The sequence below is a fragment of the Kutzneria sp. NPDC052558 genome (assembly GCF_044547355.1).
Lineage (GTDB): Bacteria > Actinomycetota > Actinomycetes > Mycobacteriales > Pseudonocardiaceae > Kutzneria.
Genome location: NZ_JBIUAG010000006.1, coordinates 318,312 through 334,994, shown reverse-complemented (window position 1 = coordinate 334,994; position 16,683 = coordinate 318,312). Strand labels below are relative to the sequence as shown.

The window sequence follows — 16,683 nt, the reverse complement described above, 5'->3', positions numbered from 1 at the left end:
TCGGGCCTCCTGGCATCAGATCCGCGTCACTTCAGGGGCGGGTCGAGGGAGGTGACGCCGGGGCGGATCGGCCAGAGATCGCCCAGAGTCGGCGCCGGGGTCTTGGCGATCGCCGCGGCGGCCGCCTTGTCGTGGGCCTGGTCGGCGGCGGCGTGGAAGATGTCCACGGCGATCGACTGGTCGAACACGTTGATCTGCTGGTACGGCCAGACGCTCTGGCCCTGCTCGGCCGCCGGGATCAGGAAGTCGACGGCCTTGAGGATGCTGCCGCCGCCCGGGCCGGTGTAGTGCCACAGGTCGATGCCGAGGTTCTTGCCGATCTCGGCCAGCCGGCCCAGCGCCACCAGGTTGAAGTTGGCGTAGTGCCAGGACATCGTGCGCGACAGCTCCAGCGGCTGGCTGCCGTCGGCCTTGATCTGCTTGTCGATCCGGTTCAGCTTCACCGACTCGACGATGGACCTGGCCAGCGTGGTGTTGCCGATGTAGAGCGCCATCGCGGCGTTCTGCTGGTCGATGAAGCTGCCGTGGTTGTTGGTGGCGGCCAGCTCCAGCTTGGCCTGCGGGCTGGTCTGCATCCAGTCCAGGAACTTGCCGAACCAGGCCTTGAGGCCGGTGCTGTCCTGGGCCTTCCAGCCGGGCGCCCCGGACTCCAGCACGGTGATCGCGTCCAGCACCTGGGTCAGGCTCTGCGAGGAGTCGATGATGCCGGTGCCGGAGATCTTGGTGCTGCACGGGATGATCTGCGCGAAGTTCAGGTTCGGGTTCATCGCCGTGGCCGGGTTCAGGAACCAGGTGCGGATGTCCAGCTCGGCCCGCGCGGCGTAGCGGGCGTCACCGGTGTAGTACCAGGCCAGCGCCAGGTCGCGGATCGCGTCCCAGGCCACCATCCGGTAGGTGTGGTCGGTGATCGCGTCGGCCTCGGGATTGCGCTGGCCGTCCTTGTTGACGTACGGGCAGCCCATCGGGTTGTCGGCGGTCTTGGGCCCGGCCCACCAGTAGGGCGCCTGGCTCATGTAGTCGTGCTTGTCACCGCTGGGCGGGGTCTGCGGCTTGTCCAACACCGACCACGGACCGGCCTTCAGGTCGGCGTCGGCCGTCTTGACCAGCAGGTTGTACGCGGTGCGGGTCGCCTTGGGCGCGGTCCCCGTCACCAGCTGCACCTTGGTGGCGGCCAGGGCCTGGCCGTCCATCACCACGGTGTGCGGGGCTTTCACTGCGGCCGCGTCATGGCATAACGGGGCCAGCACCAGGCCCATCGTTGTCACCAGCGCCGCACCGAGCTGACCGATCACCAATGCACGTCCTCACGAGGAACGAGCCGCACCCGTGTGGAACGGACGCGGCGTGGCGGTGGCGCGGCAGTGACTTTCTACGCGTGCGAACGGCCCAGGTCAACAGCGTGGCGAAGGGTCCGATTCGTCCCTGGGCCGCTTGGCCGACGTGACTGATCGGGCGCGGGGGGCCGCACGGCGGTGCGTGGGACCACCGGAGCCGCCGATGTTCACAACGGTGGATATGACAACGATGTCAGAGCGGAAAGGGTGAACTTGATGGCCTTGTCCCCGACACTGGCGTTGGCCGCGCTGGTGACCCTGCTCCTCCCCGCGACACCCGCGGTTCCGGCGCAGCCCGCGCTGGTGGCCGACCCTGCCTCGATCGTGTATCCGTTCATCGGCACCAGCAACGCCGCCGATGACTTCCCGGGCGCGGACGTGCCGTTCGGCATGGTCCAGTGGAGCCCGGACACGCCCAGCCGCCCCGACGGCGGCGGCTACGAGTACAACGACTCCTCGATCACCGGCTTCAGCCTCACCCACATCGCCGGCCCCGGCTGCGGGGCCATGGGCGACGTGCCGTTCCTGCCCACGACCGGCGCGGTCAACGGCGGCGCGACCGCGGCCTTCTCGCACGCAAACGAGCAGGCCGACGCCGGCTACTACAAGGTCAAGCTCAACTCGGGCATCACCACCGAGCTGACCACGACCACCAGATCCGGCATGGGCCGCTTCACCTTCCCGGCGACCAAGCAGGCCAACCTGCTGATCAAGCTGGCCGGCAGCCAGACCGCCGTCAGCAACACCACGGTGTCGGTGGTCAACAACACCGAGGTCGTCGGATCGGTCACCACCGGCCATTTCTGTGGCGCGGCCGCGACCTACACGGTGTACTTCGCCGCCAAGTTCGACCATCCCTTCACGGTGAACGGCACCTTCGCCACCAGCTCCGGCCCCGCGCCCGACACCACCCGCCCGGGCGCGCCGGCCCAGCCGCAGACCGCCACCCCGCAGCTGGTCGGGCCGTCCGGGGAGTACCTGACCTTCGACACCACGGCCAACCAGGTCGTGCAGGCCAAGGTCGGCGTCTCGTACGTGTCGACGGCCAACGCCCAGGGCAACCGGGACACCGAGAACCCCAACTGGGACTTCGACTCGGTGCACCAGGCCGCCCACTCGGCCTGGAACGCCATGCTCGGCCGGATCGCCGTCGCCGGCGGCACCGCGGCCCAGCAGCAGACCTTCTACACGGCGCTGTATCACGCCCTGCTGCATCCGAACGTGTTCTCCGACGTGAACGGGCAGTACATCGGATTCGACAACAAAACGCACTCCGTCGGCAGCGGTCATGCCCAGTACGCCAATTTCTCCGGCTGGGACATATATCGGGCCCAGGCCCAGCTGTCGGCGATGGTCGCCCCGGACATCGTCAGCGACATCGCCCAGTCGATGGTCAACGACTACGCGCAGAGCGGGATGCTGCCCAAGTGGGCGTTGAACAACGGTGAGACCTATGTGATGGTCGGCGATCCCGGAACGGCCATTCTCGCCGACTACTACGCCTTCGGCGCCCGCAATTTCGACACCGCGACCGCGTTGACCGCGATGGTGCGCGAGGCGTCCGTGCAGAACAACATCCGCCCAGGTCAGAACTACCTGACCACGCCGGGATACCTGCCGGCCGACGGGCAGTGGAACTGCTGCAACTTCTACGGTCCGGTGTCCACGCAGCTGGAGTACAACACCGCCGACTTCGCCCTGTCGGCCTTCGCCGGGGCGCTCGGCGACACCGCGAACCAGACCCGGTTCGCCAATCGTGCCCAGGAATGGGTGAACCTGTTCAACACCTCCAGCAAGTTCATGCAGCCGCGACAGGCCGACGGTTCCTGGACGGGCGGTTTCACTGCCACCAGCGGCAGCAACTTCGTCGAGGGCACCTCGTGGCAGTACACCGGAATGGTGCCGTTCAACATTCACGGCCTGGCCACCGCCTTCGGTGGCAACGCGGCGTACCAGTCGTATCTGAACAGCGTGCTGTCCGGCTACAACGGGGCCGGCGGCAGCAAGTCCGACCTGGGCAACGAGCCCAGCATCGAGCTGCCGTGGGAGTACGACTACGTCGGGCAGCCGTACCGGACGCAGCAGGTGGTGCGGCAGGTCCAGGACCAGATCTGGACCAACAAGCCCAACGGCCTGGCCGGCAACGACGACCTCGGCACCATGAGCGCCTGGTACGTGTGGTCGGCGCTGGGCATGTTCCCGGAGACCCCGGGCACCGCCGACCTGGCCCTGGGCAGCCCGATGTTCACCCAGGCCGTGGTCACCCTGCCCGGCGGGCACACGCTGACCGTCGACGCGCCCCAGGCGGCCGACAACGCGCCGTACGTGCAGTCGTTGTCGCTCAATGGATCCACGTGGAACAACGCGTTTCTCCCACCGTCAATCGTCAACACCGGTGGGACGCTTGACTACGTGCTCGGCGCCACCGCCAACACCGCGTGGGCCGCGTCCTCCTCGCCGCCCTCCTATCCCGGAACCGGCGCTCCGTACGTGAAATCCGGGCCCATCACGTCAGCAATCGCTGGCAAATGCGTCGACGACAACCACAGCGGCGTCGGCAACAACACCGCGATCCAGCTCTACGACTGCAACGGCTCCAACGCCCAGCGCTTCGCCGCCCCCGGCGACGGCAGCCTCCAGGTCATGGGCAAGTGCGTGGACGTGATCAATTCCGGCACCGCCAACGGCGTGAAGGTGCAGCTCTACGACTGCAACAACACCGGCGCCCAGCAGTGGCGGGTGCAGGGATCCGGCCTGGTCAACCCCCAGTCCGGGCGCTGCCTGGACGACCCCAACAGCACCACCGCCAACGGCGCCCAGCTCCAGATCTACGACTGCAACAACAGCAACGCCCAGGTCTGGCACCTCCCCTGACCGGTTGCCACATGCGCTTCCTACTTGGCGTCCGACGCCACATGGGAAGCGCATGTGGCGCTAACCCCGGGGCTTCCGCCACATGCGCTTCCCACTTGCGTTCAGATGCCACATAGGAAGCGCATGTGGCGTTCCCCGAGGGGCGAGGGGGTTTGCGCAAACGGGCCGGTCGGCGACGCGTGGGTCTCGGTTGTGGGCTGTACGGGCTATCGGCGACAGCTCGGCGATACAGTGGCGTGGTGGATGGTGTCGGCGCGCTGGTGATCGGCCTGCTGTCTGGACTGCACAGCGCGTTCGGACTGCGGGTCTGCAATGGCGACTGGCTGCTGACGACGGTGCTCGCCGGCGGCTTCTTCGCGCTGGCCCCGATCGCGGCGGCCATGGTCGTGGCGGTCATCCGCAAGGTCAGCGGCAACAACTACAACCCGGTGATGGTGATCCTGTTCACCGCCGTCGGCGTGGTCGGCAACCTGCTGCTGCCGTTCTCGGCCTTCTCGGGGGCGGCCTACGCCCTGGGCGTCGGCGCGCAGGAGCTGAACGGGAACCAGAGCCTGGGCGACCACTTCTGCTACGTGCTGGCCACCCAGAACAACCTGATCGGGAACACCCCGCCGGGGGCCGAGGCGATCAGCGGCTACTTATCGGGCCCGGAGCGGTGGCTGTCCATCGCCGCCCTGGTCGTGGTGCCGGTCTTCGTGCTGTTCTGGATCACCAAGCAGGCCAAGAACGCCTTCCGGGGCGGGGCCCGCTGGCCGGCCCGGCTGTTCTACGCCCCGTACATCATCTTCGTGTTCGCCACCCTCAGCCTGCCGGTCGGCGTGGTCGGGCTGCTGTGGCTGGGTTTCCTGCCGGTCAGCGCGGTCGGCGTGCTGGCGGTGAAGCTGCTGGGCACGCCCAGCGACGCCGTGCTGCATCCCTCGAAGCAGGCCGACGAGCCGGGAGCCAAGGCCCTGGGTGAGCAGCGGCCGATGCCGCCCTCACTGCCGCCGGCCAAGCCCCAGACCCAGGCGGCCATGCCCCGGCAGAACCCGCCGACCAAGATGTACACCCAGGCCCAGCCCCAACCGCAGCCGCCGCGTCCCCAGGTCCAGCCGCCGCGCCCCCAGCCCCGGCCCCTGCCGCCGCCCACTCGCGTGCAGCAGCCGCCCTCGGTCGCCGCCGGTGGCCTGGCCATGACCCCCGGCCCGCTGCCGTGGGCGACCCCGCCGCCGCCCGACCCGGACAAGACCGTTTTCAACCCGCTGGACGCCCCGACCAAGCACGACAGCACCGGCGACTCGTTCGGCGGCCGGTTCCGCCGCATCCGCCAGCTCGGGGCCGGCGGCTTCGGCAAGGTGTGGCTGGCCAAGGACGCCAACCTGAACCGCCAGGTCGCCATCAAGATCGCGCACACCTCCGACGCCGACACCCAGGAGCGCATGTACCGCGAGGCCCGCGCCCTGGCCGCCGTCCGGCACGAGAACTGCGTGCACGTCTACGACATCCTCGAGGACGAGGACGGCATCGCCATCGTCATGGAGTACGTCGAGGGCATGTCGCTGGCCCAGACCATGCAGCGCAACGGCCTGCTCGACGACGTCGCCGCCGCCCGCCTGTGGTCCACCCTCGCCGGCGCCCTCGGGGCCGCCCACGAGAAGTCCGTGCTGCACCGGGACCTCAAGCCCTCCAACGTGATCATCGACCCCGAGGGCATGCCGCACCTCATCGACTTCGGCCTGGCCCGGCGGCGGGGCGACTCCACCCTGACCGCCACCGGCATGATGATGGGCACCCCCGACTACCTGGCCCCCGAGGTCGCGCGCGGCGAGAGCGCCAGCCCCGCCTCCGACGCCTGGCAGCTCGCCGCCACCGTCAGCTACGCGCTGACCGGCCACCCGCCGCGCGGCACCCGGGAGAACCCCATGGCCGCCCTGCTCGCCGGGGCCAACGCCGAGCCCAACACCAAGCTGCCCGAGCGGTCCGTGCACCGCCGGCTGCTGATGGCCTCCCTCGACAAGGACCCCGGCCGCCGGCCCACCCTGGGCCGTGTCCAGCAGCAGCTCGACGGCTGGCTGGCCAACTCCGGCGTCTCCCAGCGCGGCCCGGTCACCACGGTCACTCGGCGTATCTGACCCCGTACGACAAACGGTCCAATTCGCTCGGGAACGGTCACAGCGGGCCGGCCGCTTCCGATGTAGTGGGCGGGGAGCCACCGCCCGAGGTGGCGCACAACTGTGCGGGGGGATGATTCGATGCTGCTCTCGCGGCGATTACTGACGCATGCCCGGATCACGGCGGTCGCTGTGGTGGCCGTCGTCCTGGCGGTGCTGGCGCCCGGCCTGGCCCATGCGGCGACGCCACCGGCCAATGACGACTTCGACCATCCGACGACCATCTCCGCCCTGCCGTACACCGTGCAGGAGGACACCAGCGGGGCCACCAAGGCGGCCGACGATCCGTATTGGTGCCAGAGCAGCGACGTGGTCGGCACGGTCTGGTTCCAGTACACCGCCACCGAGGACGGGCTGGTGCGCGCCACCTCGGCCGGCAGCGACCGCTCGATGATCCTCTCCGCCTTCACCGGCCTGCGCGGTGACCTGAGGGCGGTGGACAACTCCTGCGGCACCGGCGTCAACGCCAAGATGACGATACGGGTGACCGCCGGCACGACGTACTACTTCATGGTCGCCGGCTACGACGTCCCCGGCGGCGCGCTGTCCTTCGCGGTGGACCGGATTCCGCCTGCGGCCAACGACAACTTCGCGGACGCCCAGCCACTGGCCACGCTGCCGCAGACCCTGCAGCCGGACCTGTCGACCGCCTCCTACGAGGCCGACGAGCCGACCTCGACGGGCTGCTACGAGTCCCGGGCCGTGCCGTCGGTCTGGTACTCCTACCGCACGGACGGCCCGGCGACCTCGATCACCGCGAAGATCGAGGGGTACACGGCGGTGGTCTCCGTGTACAGCGGGGACTCGCTGCCGGAGCTCAAGCAGCTGGCCTGCACGTCGAACTACGGCCAGCCCACGGTGTTCCGCGCCAACCCCGGCGTGACCTACCACATCCGGGTCACCGGGGCGCCGTACGACGCCTACCCGCCGCTCAAGCTGACCGTGGCCGAGGCGCCGGCGCTGGATCCGCAGCTCAACATCTCGCCGTCCTTCCCGACGGTCTTCGACAACGTCAGCTTCTCCACCTCCTCGTGGAACTCGATCGACCAACCGCTGACCGCCGCGTGGGACTTCGGCGACGGCACGACCGCGCCGGCCGGCACCGCCTCCGTGTCCCACCACTACGCCGTCGACGGCGACTACACGGTCACCGTGCACGCCTCCTCCCCGGACGGCCGCACAGTCACCAAGACCACGACGGTCACGGTGAACACGCACGACGTGGGGATCACCAAGTTCGACGTGCCCAGCACGGCCCGCGACGGCCAGCAGAAGTCGATTACCGTGCACGTCGCCAACACGCGCTACCCGGAGCAGGCGACGGTCGTGCTGTACAAGAGCGGCGACCCGTACTGGGTCGAGGTCGGCCGGCTCACGCTGAACGTGCCCGCACGGGCCAAGGGCACCGTGGCGTTCCCCTTCGCCTACACGTTCACCTCCGATGACGCGGCGGTGGGCAAGGTGAGCTTCCGGGCCGTGGTCCAGCTGCCGTATCCGGAGCGGGACGCCCGGGCGGCCGACAACGAGGTGATCGCCATCGCCACCACCGTGAATCCGAAGACCGTGCGCCAGGCCAGCTGAAAGTCCAAGGGGGACAACGAGATGACGCTTTCCGTTCGACGCCTGTGCTTACCGGTCCTCGGCTTCGTGGCCGCCGTGACCGTGCTGCTGACACCCGGCGTGGCCAACGCCGCGACGCCGTCCAACGACGACTTCGACTCCGCGACCGCCGTCACCGCCCTGCCGTTCACCAGCGCGCAGGACAACACCCAGGCCACCACAGCCGCCGACGACCCGACCTCGTGCTACCCGTCGATCAGGGCGAGCGTCTGGTACGACTACACCCCGGCCGCCGATGGGATCGTGCTGGCGACCGTGGCCTCGTCGGGGAGCACGCCGCTGATCGCCGCGTACACTGGAACCCGCGGCGCGCTGACCCCGGTTCCGGGCGCCTGCACCAACTTCAACACCGGCTCGTCGGCCACCTTCCACGTCACGGCCGGCACGACCTATCACATCATGCTGCTGTTCCCCTACTACGGCACCCAGGTCTCCTTCGGCCTCGCCACGGTTGCGCCGTCGCCCAACGACGACTTCGCGGCGGCGACGGTGGCCGGTTTTCCCTCGGAGCAGAGCGGGGATCTGGCCAGGGCGTCGGCCGAGCCGGGGGAGCCGACCCCGAGCTGTGACGCCACCGCCGACCATTCCGTCTGGTACCGGTACACGCCCGACCGCACCCGTTCGGTGAGCGTGGAGAAGGTCGCCTACTACGTGTCGCCGGCGATCACCGTGTACCGGGGCGACCAGCTGGGCGATCTGTCCGAAGTGGACTGCGCGCCCTCGATGTCGGTGGCCAACTCGGTGTTCACGGCCACCGCCGGGCAGACCTACTACATCCGGCTGGGCGCCTCCGTGCTCAACACGACCCGGTTCGACGTGCGCATCTCGACCGCGCCCACACTGGCCCCCAAGGTCTACGCCTTTCCCGAACGCCCCTCGGTCTACAACGACGTCGAGTTCTCCACGTATGCCGGCGATCCCCTCGGCCGGCCGCTGGTCACCGGCGAGGTGAGCTTCGGCGACGGCACGTCCGCGCCCGTCACCGGCGACCCGATCCACCACCAGTACACAAAGGACGGTCAGTACCAGGTCGTGCTGACCGGGGCGACCGCCGACGGGCGCACCGGGACCGGCTCCCTGACGGTGCCGGTCGTCACCCACGACGTGTCCGTGTCCGACTTCGTCGTGCCGGCATCGGCCCGCGTCGACCAGACCAAGTCGATCAGCGTGTCGGTCGCCGACACCCGCTACGACGAGGACGTCTCGGTCGAGCTGTTCCGCCTGTCGGAGAACGGCTACTACCAGAGCGTCGGCGTACTCACCCAGCACGTGGTGGCCGGCGCCGGCCGCAAGGTCGTCTTCCCGTTCGCCTACACCTACACCGCCGCCGACGCCGCCGCCGGCAAGGTGAGCTTCCAGGCCAAGGCCACGTTGAAGACCGGCTACTACGACGACGCCCACCCGCAGGACAACACCATCACCGCCGTGACCGCCACCGTCCGCCCCAAGTCCTGATCCGCAGTCTCGGTACGTGAGTGGCTCATTTCGCTTCTGGTGCGAAATGAGCCACTCACGTGCCCCCTGAGCGCAAGTAAGCCACTCACGTGCCGGGGGGTGGGGCGGTGGTGGGTAGGATCGGCGAGAGGGTGTCGCTTCAGCTTGTGACCACGGGAGAATCCATGCCCAGCCTCTCCGAGCGCCTGGTCGATCTGGCCGGCAACGCGTTCCTGCGGACGGCGGAGGTGACGGTGGCGCAGCCGTGCGCGCCGGGATTCGTCCGCGTCGAACTGCGGGCCGAGGCGTTGCGGGGCGCGGAGTGGGCGCCGGGCATGAAAACGCAGATCCGGACCCAGCGGGGAACGCTGAAGCTGCGGGCCTACACCCCGATCCGGTGGGACGGCGACACGACGGAGCTGATCGCCTGCACGCACGCCGACGGTCCGGCGGCCGAGTGGTTCCGCACCGTGGCGGCCGGGGACATGTGCGATGTGTTCGGCCCCCGCAAATCCATCGACCTGCGCGGGATCGACCGGGCCGTGTTCGTCGGCGACGAGTCGAGCATCGCCCTGGCGATCGCCCTGAGCGGCGTCACCTCCCGGGTCGACCACGTCATCGAGGCAGCCGATCCTGATGCCGCCACGGCGGTGCTCGCCGCGCACGGGCTCGACCGGTCGAGCCGTGTGGTGGCCAAACCGGCCGATCCCCGCGCGCTGCTGGACCACGTGCGCGGTGTGACGCCGGACGAGCCGTTCGTCCTGGTCGTGACCGGGAATGCCAAGACGGTGCACGAGGTTCGCCGCGACACGAGGAACTGGTCGCTGCGACCCGTCGAGATCAAGGGCAAGGCCTACTGGGCCGAGGGCCGCACCGGCCTCGACTGAGCGCTACCGGGCCGGCAGGAGATCGGTGAGCAGCCGCGCCAGGATGTCGATGCCGTGTTCGGTCAGCACGGACTCGGGGTGGAACTGGGTGGAGGCGAAGCCGGGGGAGCGCAGGGCGTGGACCTCGCCGCTGGCCGGGTCGGCGGAGATCTCGACGCCGGGCACGGCGCCGACGGCGACGAAGGTGCTGTAGAAGCCGACCCGCTCGGGCCGGCCGAACAGCGAGATGGCGCGCTGCATGCCTTGGTACGGCTGGGGTTTGCGGATGAGCTCCAGGCCGAGCAGCGAGCACAGGACCTGGTGGCCGAGGCAGATGGCCAGCAGCGGAGTGCCGGATTCCAGGACGTCGCGGACGACGCCGCGCAGGGCGGCGATCTTGGGGCTGGTGTGCTCGCGCGGATCGCCGGGGCCGGGGCCGGCGATCACGAGGTCGTAGCCGGACAGCGCCGGCGCGCTGTCGTGGCCGACGATGGTGACGGCGAAACCCAGGGCCTGGAGGAGATGGGAGAGCATGGCGGTGAACGTGTCCTCGCCGTCGACGATCAGGACCCGCCGGCCGGTGAACGGCCCGGCGGTGAGTTCCCGCGGCTCCAGCCAGAACCGGGCCAGGCGGTCGTTGCGGGCGGCCAGGGCGGCGAGAACCTGGACGTCATCGGCGAAGGAGGAGCCGGCAGAGTCCGGTGTGGACAGACCGTGCAGGGCGGACAGGACGCCGGCGGCCTTGGCGTGGGTCTCGGCGATCTCGGCCGAGGGCACGGAATCACGCACGAGGGTGGCGCCGACGGAGACCTGGAGCGAGCCATCCATGCCGATCTCGGCGGTGCGGATGAGGATGGGAGCGTCCAAAGAGGACCCGTGCGGGCCGATGAGGGCCAGCACGCCGGCGTAGTAGCCGCGGCCGCGCTGCTCGTGGCGGGCGATCACCCGGCAGGCGTTCTCCAGCGGGCTGCCGGTCACGGTCGGGGCGAACATGGTCTCCCGCAACACCTCCCGAACGTCCACGGTGGTCTGTCCGGCCAGCAGGTACTCGGTGTGGGTGAGCCGGGACATCTCCTTCAGGTACGGCCCGAGCACCCGACCGCCCCGCGCGGCGACCCGGGCCATCATCTTCAACTCCTCGTCGACGACCATGTAGAGCTCGTCGGTCTCTTTGCCGTCGGCCAGAAAGGCCAGCAGCTCGGCCCGGTCGGCGACGCCGGAGGGATGGCGGTAGGTGCCGCTGATGGGGTTCATCATGGCGATGCCGTCCTCGACCGACACGTGCCGCTCGGGGGTGGCGCCGACGAAGGTGCGCTCACCGGTGTGCACGAGGAACGTCCAGTACGCGCCCCGCTCGGCCAGCAGCAGCCGCCGGAACACGGCCAGCCCGGTCGCCGCGCTGTAGTCGGGAATCGTCGCGGTGTAAGTGCGTTTGATGACGAAGTTGGCCCCGGCCCCCTGGCCGATCTCCTCGGCCAGCACCTTGCGCACGATCTCCCCGTAGGCCTCGTCGTCCACGTCGAAGCCGGCGTCGGCCAGCGTGAACGGCACGTCCTCGATGCGGGCCAGCACGTCGTCCAGCGGCACGGATTCCCGTTCCCGCACAAGCAATGCCAGCAGCGGGGCCCCGTCGTCGACGCACTCGAAGCCCCGCTCGGCGATCTGCCGGTACGGCACGATCGCCAGCACTTCGTTGTCGGACAAGGGAATATCGGTCAGGCGGTCGAGCTCGACGATGTCGCCGACGAGCACGTCGACGACGTCGGGGGAGCGGCGCAGCAGGGCGTGGGGCGTTGCGGCGGCGATGCGGTCCAGCAGCACGGTCGGGGTCCTTTCCAGCGAAAGGGCCGCCACAACCGAAGCGGGCAAACAAAAAGGCCGCCTCGGATGAGACGGCCGCGGGGTGCGCGCAGGAGGTGGGCCGTCTAGGAGACGGGCCACCAGTTCATGGTCTGACGCGCGGACACGCCGACACCGTACTACAGCCAGCCGCGCTTGCGGAAGGACCACCACAGCCCGACCGAGGCCACCGCGATCACCAGCGTGGACACCCAGAAGCCCCACTCGGTGTTGATGCCGGGATAGTTGACGTTCTGCCCGTAGAAACCGGTGATCAGCGTGGGCACCGCGATGACCGCGGCCCAGCTGGTCACCTGCTTCATGATCACGTTGAGCTGGTTGCTCTGCACGGTCAGCTCGGTCTCCCGCAGCGTCGCGGCCAGGTCCCGCAGCGCCTCGATGCGGCCGCTGGACTTGAGCACGTGGTCCTGCACGTCCGCGTAGTACGGCCGCATGGTGTTGTCCACCAGGTGCGAACCGTGCCTCTGCACGCCCTCCAGCACCTCCCGCATGGGCCCGGCGACCTTGCGCAGGCCCATCAGGGCGCGCCGCAGCCGGTACGAGCGGCGCTGCAACGGCTTGAGGTCGACGTGCTCGGCGAACAGCGCCTCCTCGATCTGCTCGATCTTCTCGTCGAGCTGCTGGACGGCGTCGATGTGGGTGTCCACGACGTAGTCGAGCAGCCCGTGCAGCAGGAAGCCGACGCCGCTCTTGGCCAGGTCGGCGTTGTTGTCCCAGCGGGCCACCACCTGGTCGATGTCGAAGCTGGGCTCCTTGCGCACGGTGACCAGGCAGGTCGGCGTGATGAACACCGAGATCTCGCTGGTGTTGAGCCGTTCGCTGTAGGGGTGCACGAAGGCGACATAGGCGGCCAGGAACAGGTGCGACTCGTAGTGGTCCAGCTTGGGCCGCTGGTGCTCGTGCACCGCGTCCTCCACGGCCAACCGGTGCAGCCCCAGCTCCTCGGTGATGGTGGCCAGGTCCGCTTCGTCCGGTTCGCACATGTCCAGCCACATCGCCACCCCCGGCTCGTCCAGGTGGTCGGAGATGTCCGCGGGGTTGAAGTCCTCGGAGACCAGGACGCCGTTACGGTAGAGCCGGGTGCGAGCCATGCCTGCCAGGCTACGGCCCGCCCTCCGCCGCTCAGCCGACACACGGGGAAAGGACCAGGCGCGTGCCCACAGAACCACTGCTGCCGACCACCGAACGCGCGCTGTTGCAGCGCGTGGCCACCGAGCAGGCCGCCAAGCGGGCGCCGTCACTGGCCGCGGCCGTGGTGCGCGACGGCGGCCTGGTCTGGAGCGGCGGCCGCGGCCGGGTCGACGGCCAGGCGCCCACCGTGGACACGCAATACCGCATCGGCTCCATCACCAAGACCTTCATCGCCGCGCTGGTGATGCGCCTGCGCGACGAGGGCAAGGTCGAGCTGAACGCCCCGTACGGCAAGTACGTGCCCGGCACCGCGTTCGCCGACGTGACCGTGGCTCAGCTGCTGGCCCACGCCGGCGGCCTGACCGCCGAGTCCCCGGGCCTGTGGTGGGAGCGCACGCCCGGCGTGGAGTGGACCGAGCTGTCCGACCGGGTCACCGAGGAGGAGCTCAAGCACCGCCCCGGCCGCAAGTTCCACTACACCAACCTCGGCTACGGCGCCCTCGGCGAGCTGGTGGCCCGGCTGCGCGGCATGAGCTGGATGGACGCCGTGCGCGCCGAGCTCCTCCAGCCGCTGGGCATGACCCGCACCACCCCGATGCCCGAGCGGCCGCACGCCGAGGGCTTCGCCGTACACCCGTGGGCCGACGTGCTGCTGCCCGAGCCGGCGCACGACGCGGTCGCCATGGCCCCGGCCGGCCAGCTGTGGTCCACGCTCACCGACCTGGGCCGTTGGGCCCGGTTCGTCGGCGGCGACACCGGCGGGGTGCTGCACCCCGACACCGTGGCCGAGATGCGGGAGCCGGCCGTCGTCGAGGACGGCGACCAGTGGACCAGCGGCTACGGCCTCGGGTTCCAGCTGGCCCGCAACCGCAACCGGCGGCTGGCCGGGCACACCGGCTCCATGCCCGGCTTCGTGGCCACCGTGTGGACCGACCCGGCGACCGGCACCGCCGGCATCGCGATGGCCAACTCCACCTCCGGCGTGGACGTGCCGGGCCTGTGCGCGGACCTGATCGACATCATCTCCACGCTGGAGCCGCGGCTGCCGGCCGAGTGGCGCCCGCTGGCCGAGGTGGACCAGGAGCTGCTGGCCATGACCGGCACCTGGTACTGGGGCCCGGCCCCGCGTTCGCTGCGGCTGCTGTCCGACCGGTGGATCAGCATCACGCCCATCGCCGCCGGCGGCCGCGGGTCGCGGTTCCGGCCGACCGGGCCGGACACCTGGATCGGCCTGGACGGCTACTACGACGGGGAGACGCTGCGGATCGTCCGCCGGGCCGACGGCTCGATCAGCCACCTCGACCTGGCCACGTTCATCTTCAGCCGGGAGCCCTACGACGTCACCGCCGAGATTCCCGGCGGAGTGGACCCGAACGGGTGGCGGGCGCTGTAAGCTCCCCGTCCGTCTGGTTTCGACCAATTAGGGGTGGAGAAACGTGTTCCTGTTGATCTGGGGTACCCGCAGATACGTGCAGCAGCTGCTGATGACCATGCTCGTCTGCAACAACTGCCACAACCCGGCGGCGCACGCGCTGCGGAAGTTCACCACCAAGTTCACGCTGTTCTTCATCCCGCTGTTCCCGGTCAGCAGCCGCTACCAGCTCCAGTGCACCTACTGCGGCTACGCCAGCGAGCTGGCCAAGGAGCAGGCCCAGGCCCTGGTCGAGCAGAACACCGCCGCCCAGCAGCCGGCCGCCCCCGACCACCAGCACCTCCCCCAAAACCAGGGCTGACGCTCTTCTTTCGCGCTTGGAAGGGGGCTTTCCTACACTCGGAGTGGAGGAAAGCCCCCTTCCAAGCGTCGAAGCGATGGTTCGGGTCAGGGCACGTACTTGGCGATGATCTTGGCCATGACCTGGTCGAGGTCCTTGAGCCGGCTGATGTCCGGCTTGACGTCGCCGCTGCTGCCGCTGCCGCGGGGCCGGTCGGCCTTGATGAGGCCGGCGATCATGCCGGGCTGGTTGATGTTGTCGGACGGCGACACGTAGACGTCGTACTCGCCGTAGGCCGGCTCGCCGGGCTTGGCCCCGCGCACGGTGTCGGTGAACGTCTTGGCCTGCTTGCCGGACACGGTCGTGGTCCGGATGTTGGAGTACAGCGACGGATCGGACCCGTAGCGCGCCGGCGCGTACACCGTGGCCACGTCGATGGTGATGGTCAGCGCGTGCGTCGGCTCCACGAAGAAGCAGTGCTGGCCCCACACCACGGGTGCGAAGGTGTCGCCGAACACCGCCTTGACCGCGTCCACGGCGATGGCGCAGCCGATCGACGGCTGGGTGTCGGTCTCCGGGAACCAGTCCGCGAACGAGGCCGGCAGCGTGAACGGTCGGTACGGCACGCAATTGCCGTCGTGCACGGAGAAGTCGAGGCATGCCCCGACTCCCACGCTGTCCGGGTCGTCGGGCCCGTAGAGCAGCGGCCGCTGCGGCTTGTCGCCGGACGGCGCCGGGCCGGCCAGCACCTTCTGGATCTTCACGGCCAGCGCCTTGGCCGAGTCGCAGTCCTTCATCTTCACGTCGACGACGGTGGTGTCGTTCAACTTCTCCGGCGAGCCCGAGGGGCCAAGACCCCATGACACGTCACAGAAGTTGCCACCGTCGAAGACGTTGGCGGTCTTGTCGCCGACCGGCTCGGGCTTGCGGTTCGCGCCGCTGAGCGGATCCGAGCCGTACTTCAGGTCAACCTGGCCGACCTTGTCCGAGACGTCCTTGCTGTCGGCCGGCCTGGCCAGGCAGCCGTCGAGCGGCGCGAGCGAGTCGCTGTGCTCCAGCTTGACCTTCTTCGGGTCGAGATCGCCCAGCGCCCTGGTCAGCAGCGAGCAGCCGTCCCAGTTGGCCAGCGGCCGCGACGCCGGCACGGTCACCGCGTCCGGGTTGCCCAGCTTGCCGATGACCGTGGCGGCGGCGGTCTTGGCCTGGGCGCAGGAGTTGGTCCTGGACTGGTAGCCGGCCCGGGACCGGACCTGCACGGCCATGCCGAAGCTGACCGGGATGTCGATCGTGCAGTCGGAGTGCCCGGCCGAGCTGTTGTCGTACCGGTAGGCCTTGGCGCCGGCGATGGTCAGCGGTGCCTCGATGTACGCGGCCCCGGAACTCCAGTCCGAGCCGGTGACGACCTCGACGCTGTCGTCCAGCAAGCGGTCCACCGTGAACGAGCACGAGTGCGGGGCCGTCGGCGTCGGCCGCGAGTTCGCCGGCAGGCCGGCCGCCGCCATGCCCGGGCCGTCCATCAATGCGCAGGCGTCCAGCTGCCGCATGGCCGTGAACACCGCGCCGCCGTCACGGTCCGGCGGCGGCTTCGCCGGACCGGGCTGCGCGCCCAGTTGCGGCGAGGCCTGCCCCGCTATGCCCCCGCAGCCGCCCAGCGCCAACACCGCCAGGACGGCGGCAATCCCCCTGCTCCAAGCCATGGTTC

Annotated in this window: 11 protein-coding genes; 7 read left to right on the top strand and 4 right to left on the bottom strand. The window is 69.6% G+C overall.

Features of this window, described 5'->3' with window-relative positions:
- Positions 1–26: 26 nt before the first annotated feature.
- The gene (locus tag ACIG5F_RS13815; protein WP_396518002.1) at positions 27–1,292 is read right to left on the bottom strand and encodes an alginate lyase family protein; all 1,266 of its coding nucleotides are present in this window, start codon (positions 1,290–1,292) and stop codon (positions 27–29) included.
- 258 nt (positions 1,293–1,550) lie between these two features.
- Here ACIG5F_RS13815 and ACIG5F_RS13810 point away from each other — a divergent pair, with 258 nt between their 5' ends.
- The 5 genes from ACIG5F_RS13810 (at position 1,551) to ACIG5F_RS13790 (ending at position 10,299) form a co-directional block, all read left to right on the top strand.
- On the top strand, positions 1,551–4,208 hold the full coding sequence (locus tag ACIG5F_RS13810; RefSeq protein WP_396518000.1) for a lectin: 2,658 nt from the start codon (positions 1,551–1,553) through the stop codon (positions 4,206–4,208).
- Between the two features lie 239 nt (positions 4,209–4,447).
- A complete protein-coding gene (locus ACIG5F_RS13805) occupies positions 4,448–6,319 on the top strand; it encodes a serine/threonine-protein kinase (protein WP_396517998.1) in 1,872 nt (623 codons plus the stop codon).
- A gap of 120 nt (positions 6,320–6,439) precedes the next feature.
- The gene (locus ACIG5F_RS13800) at positions 6,440–7,939 is read left to right on the top strand and encodes a PKD domain-containing protein (RefSeq protein ID WP_396517997.1); all 1,500 of its coding nucleotides are present in this window, start codon (positions 6,440–6,442) and stop codon (positions 7,937–7,939) included.
- Between the two features lie 21 nt (positions 7,940–7,960).
- On the top strand, positions 7,961–9,433 hold the full coding sequence (locus ACIG5F_RS13795) for a PKD domain-containing protein (RefSeq protein ID WP_396517996.1): 1,473 nt from the start codon (positions 7,961–7,963) through the stop codon (positions 9,431–9,433).
- A gap of 164 nt (positions 9,434–9,597) precedes the next feature.
- Positions 9,598–10,299 carry a siderophore-interacting protein gene (locus tag ACIG5F_RS13790; RefSeq protein WP_396517994.1) on the top strand — a complete coding sequence of 234 codons (702 nt, stop codon included), beginning with the start codon at positions 9,598–9,600 and terminating at the stop codon, positions 10,297–10,299.
- Between the two features lie 3 nt (positions 10,300–10,302).
- Here the strand turns inward: ACIG5F_RS13790 and ACIG5F_RS13785 are convergent, their stop codons facing one another.
- Both ACIG5F_RS13785 and ACIG5F_RS13780 read right to left on the bottom strand, forming a co-directional pair.
- Positions 10,303–12,099: an anthranilate synthase family protein gene (locus ACIG5F_RS13785; protein WP_396517993.1), complete on the bottom strand. Its 1,797-nt coding sequence runs from the start codon at positions 12,097–12,099 to the stop codon at positions 10,303–10,305.
- A 158-nt stretch (positions 12,100–12,257) separates the two neighbouring features.
- Complete coding sequence (locus ACIG5F_RS13780; RefSeq protein ID WP_396517991.1) at positions 12,258–13,229, bottom strand: magnesium transporter CorA family protein; 972 nt, start codon at positions 13,227–13,229, stop codon at positions 12,258–12,260.
- A 62-nt stretch (positions 13,230–13,291) separates the two neighbouring features.
- On the opposite strand from ACIG5F_RS13780, the gene ACIG5F_RS13775 reads away from it, so the two are divergent.
- The gene (locus ACIG5F_RS13775; protein ID WP_396517990.1) at positions 13,292–14,662 is read left to right on the top strand and encodes a serine hydrolase domain-containing protein; all 1,371 of its coding nucleotides are present in this window, start codon (positions 13,292–13,294) and stop codon (positions 14,660–14,662) included.
- Positions 14,663–14,705: 43 nt separating this feature from the next.
- Positions 14,706–15,002, top strand: coding sequence for a zinc-ribbon domain-containing protein (locus ACIG5F_RS13770; RefSeq protein ID WP_396517989.1), 297 nt, complete (start codon positions 14,706–14,708; stop codon positions 15,000–15,002).
- Positions 15,003–15,088: 86 nt separating this feature from the next.
- Here the strand turns inward: ACIG5F_RS13770 and ACIG5F_RS13765 are convergent, their stop codons facing one another.
- Positions 15,089–16,678: a DUF3558 family protein gene (locus ACIG5F_RS13765; RefSeq protein WP_396517988.1), complete on the bottom strand. Its 1,590-nt coding sequence runs from the start codon at positions 16,676–16,678 to the stop codon at positions 15,089–15,091.
- Positions 16,679–16,683: the final 5 nt, after the last annotated feature.

Excerpts from the sequence above, each read along its gene's own strand:
- ACIG5F_RS13810 (WP_396518000.1), top strand. The coding sequence starts at position 1,551 with ATGGCCTTGTCCCCGACACTGGCGTTGGCCGCGCTGGTGACCCTGCTC.
- ACIG5F_RS13800 (WP_396517997.1), top strand. The coding sequence starts at position 6,440 with ATGCTGCTCTCGCGGCGATTACTGACGCATGCCCGGATCACGGCGGTC.
- ACIG5F_RS13795 (WP_396517996.1), top strand. The coding sequence starts at position 7,961 with ATGACGCTTTCCGTTCGACGCCTGTGCTTACCGGTCCTCGGCTTCGTG.
- ACIG5F_RS13790 (WP_396517994.1), top strand. The coding sequence starts at position 9,598 with ATGCCCAGCCTCTCCGAGCGCCTGGTCGATCTGGCCGGCAACGCGTTC.
- ACIG5F_RS13780 (WP_396517991.1), bottom strand. The coding sequence starts at position 13,229 with ATGGCTCGCACCCGGCTCTACCGTAACGGCGTCCTGGTCTCCGAGGAC.
- ACIG5F_RS13765 (WP_396517988.1), bottom strand. The coding sequence starts at position 16,678 with ATGGCTTGGAGCAGGGGGATTGCCGCCGTCCTGGCGGTGTTGGCGCTG.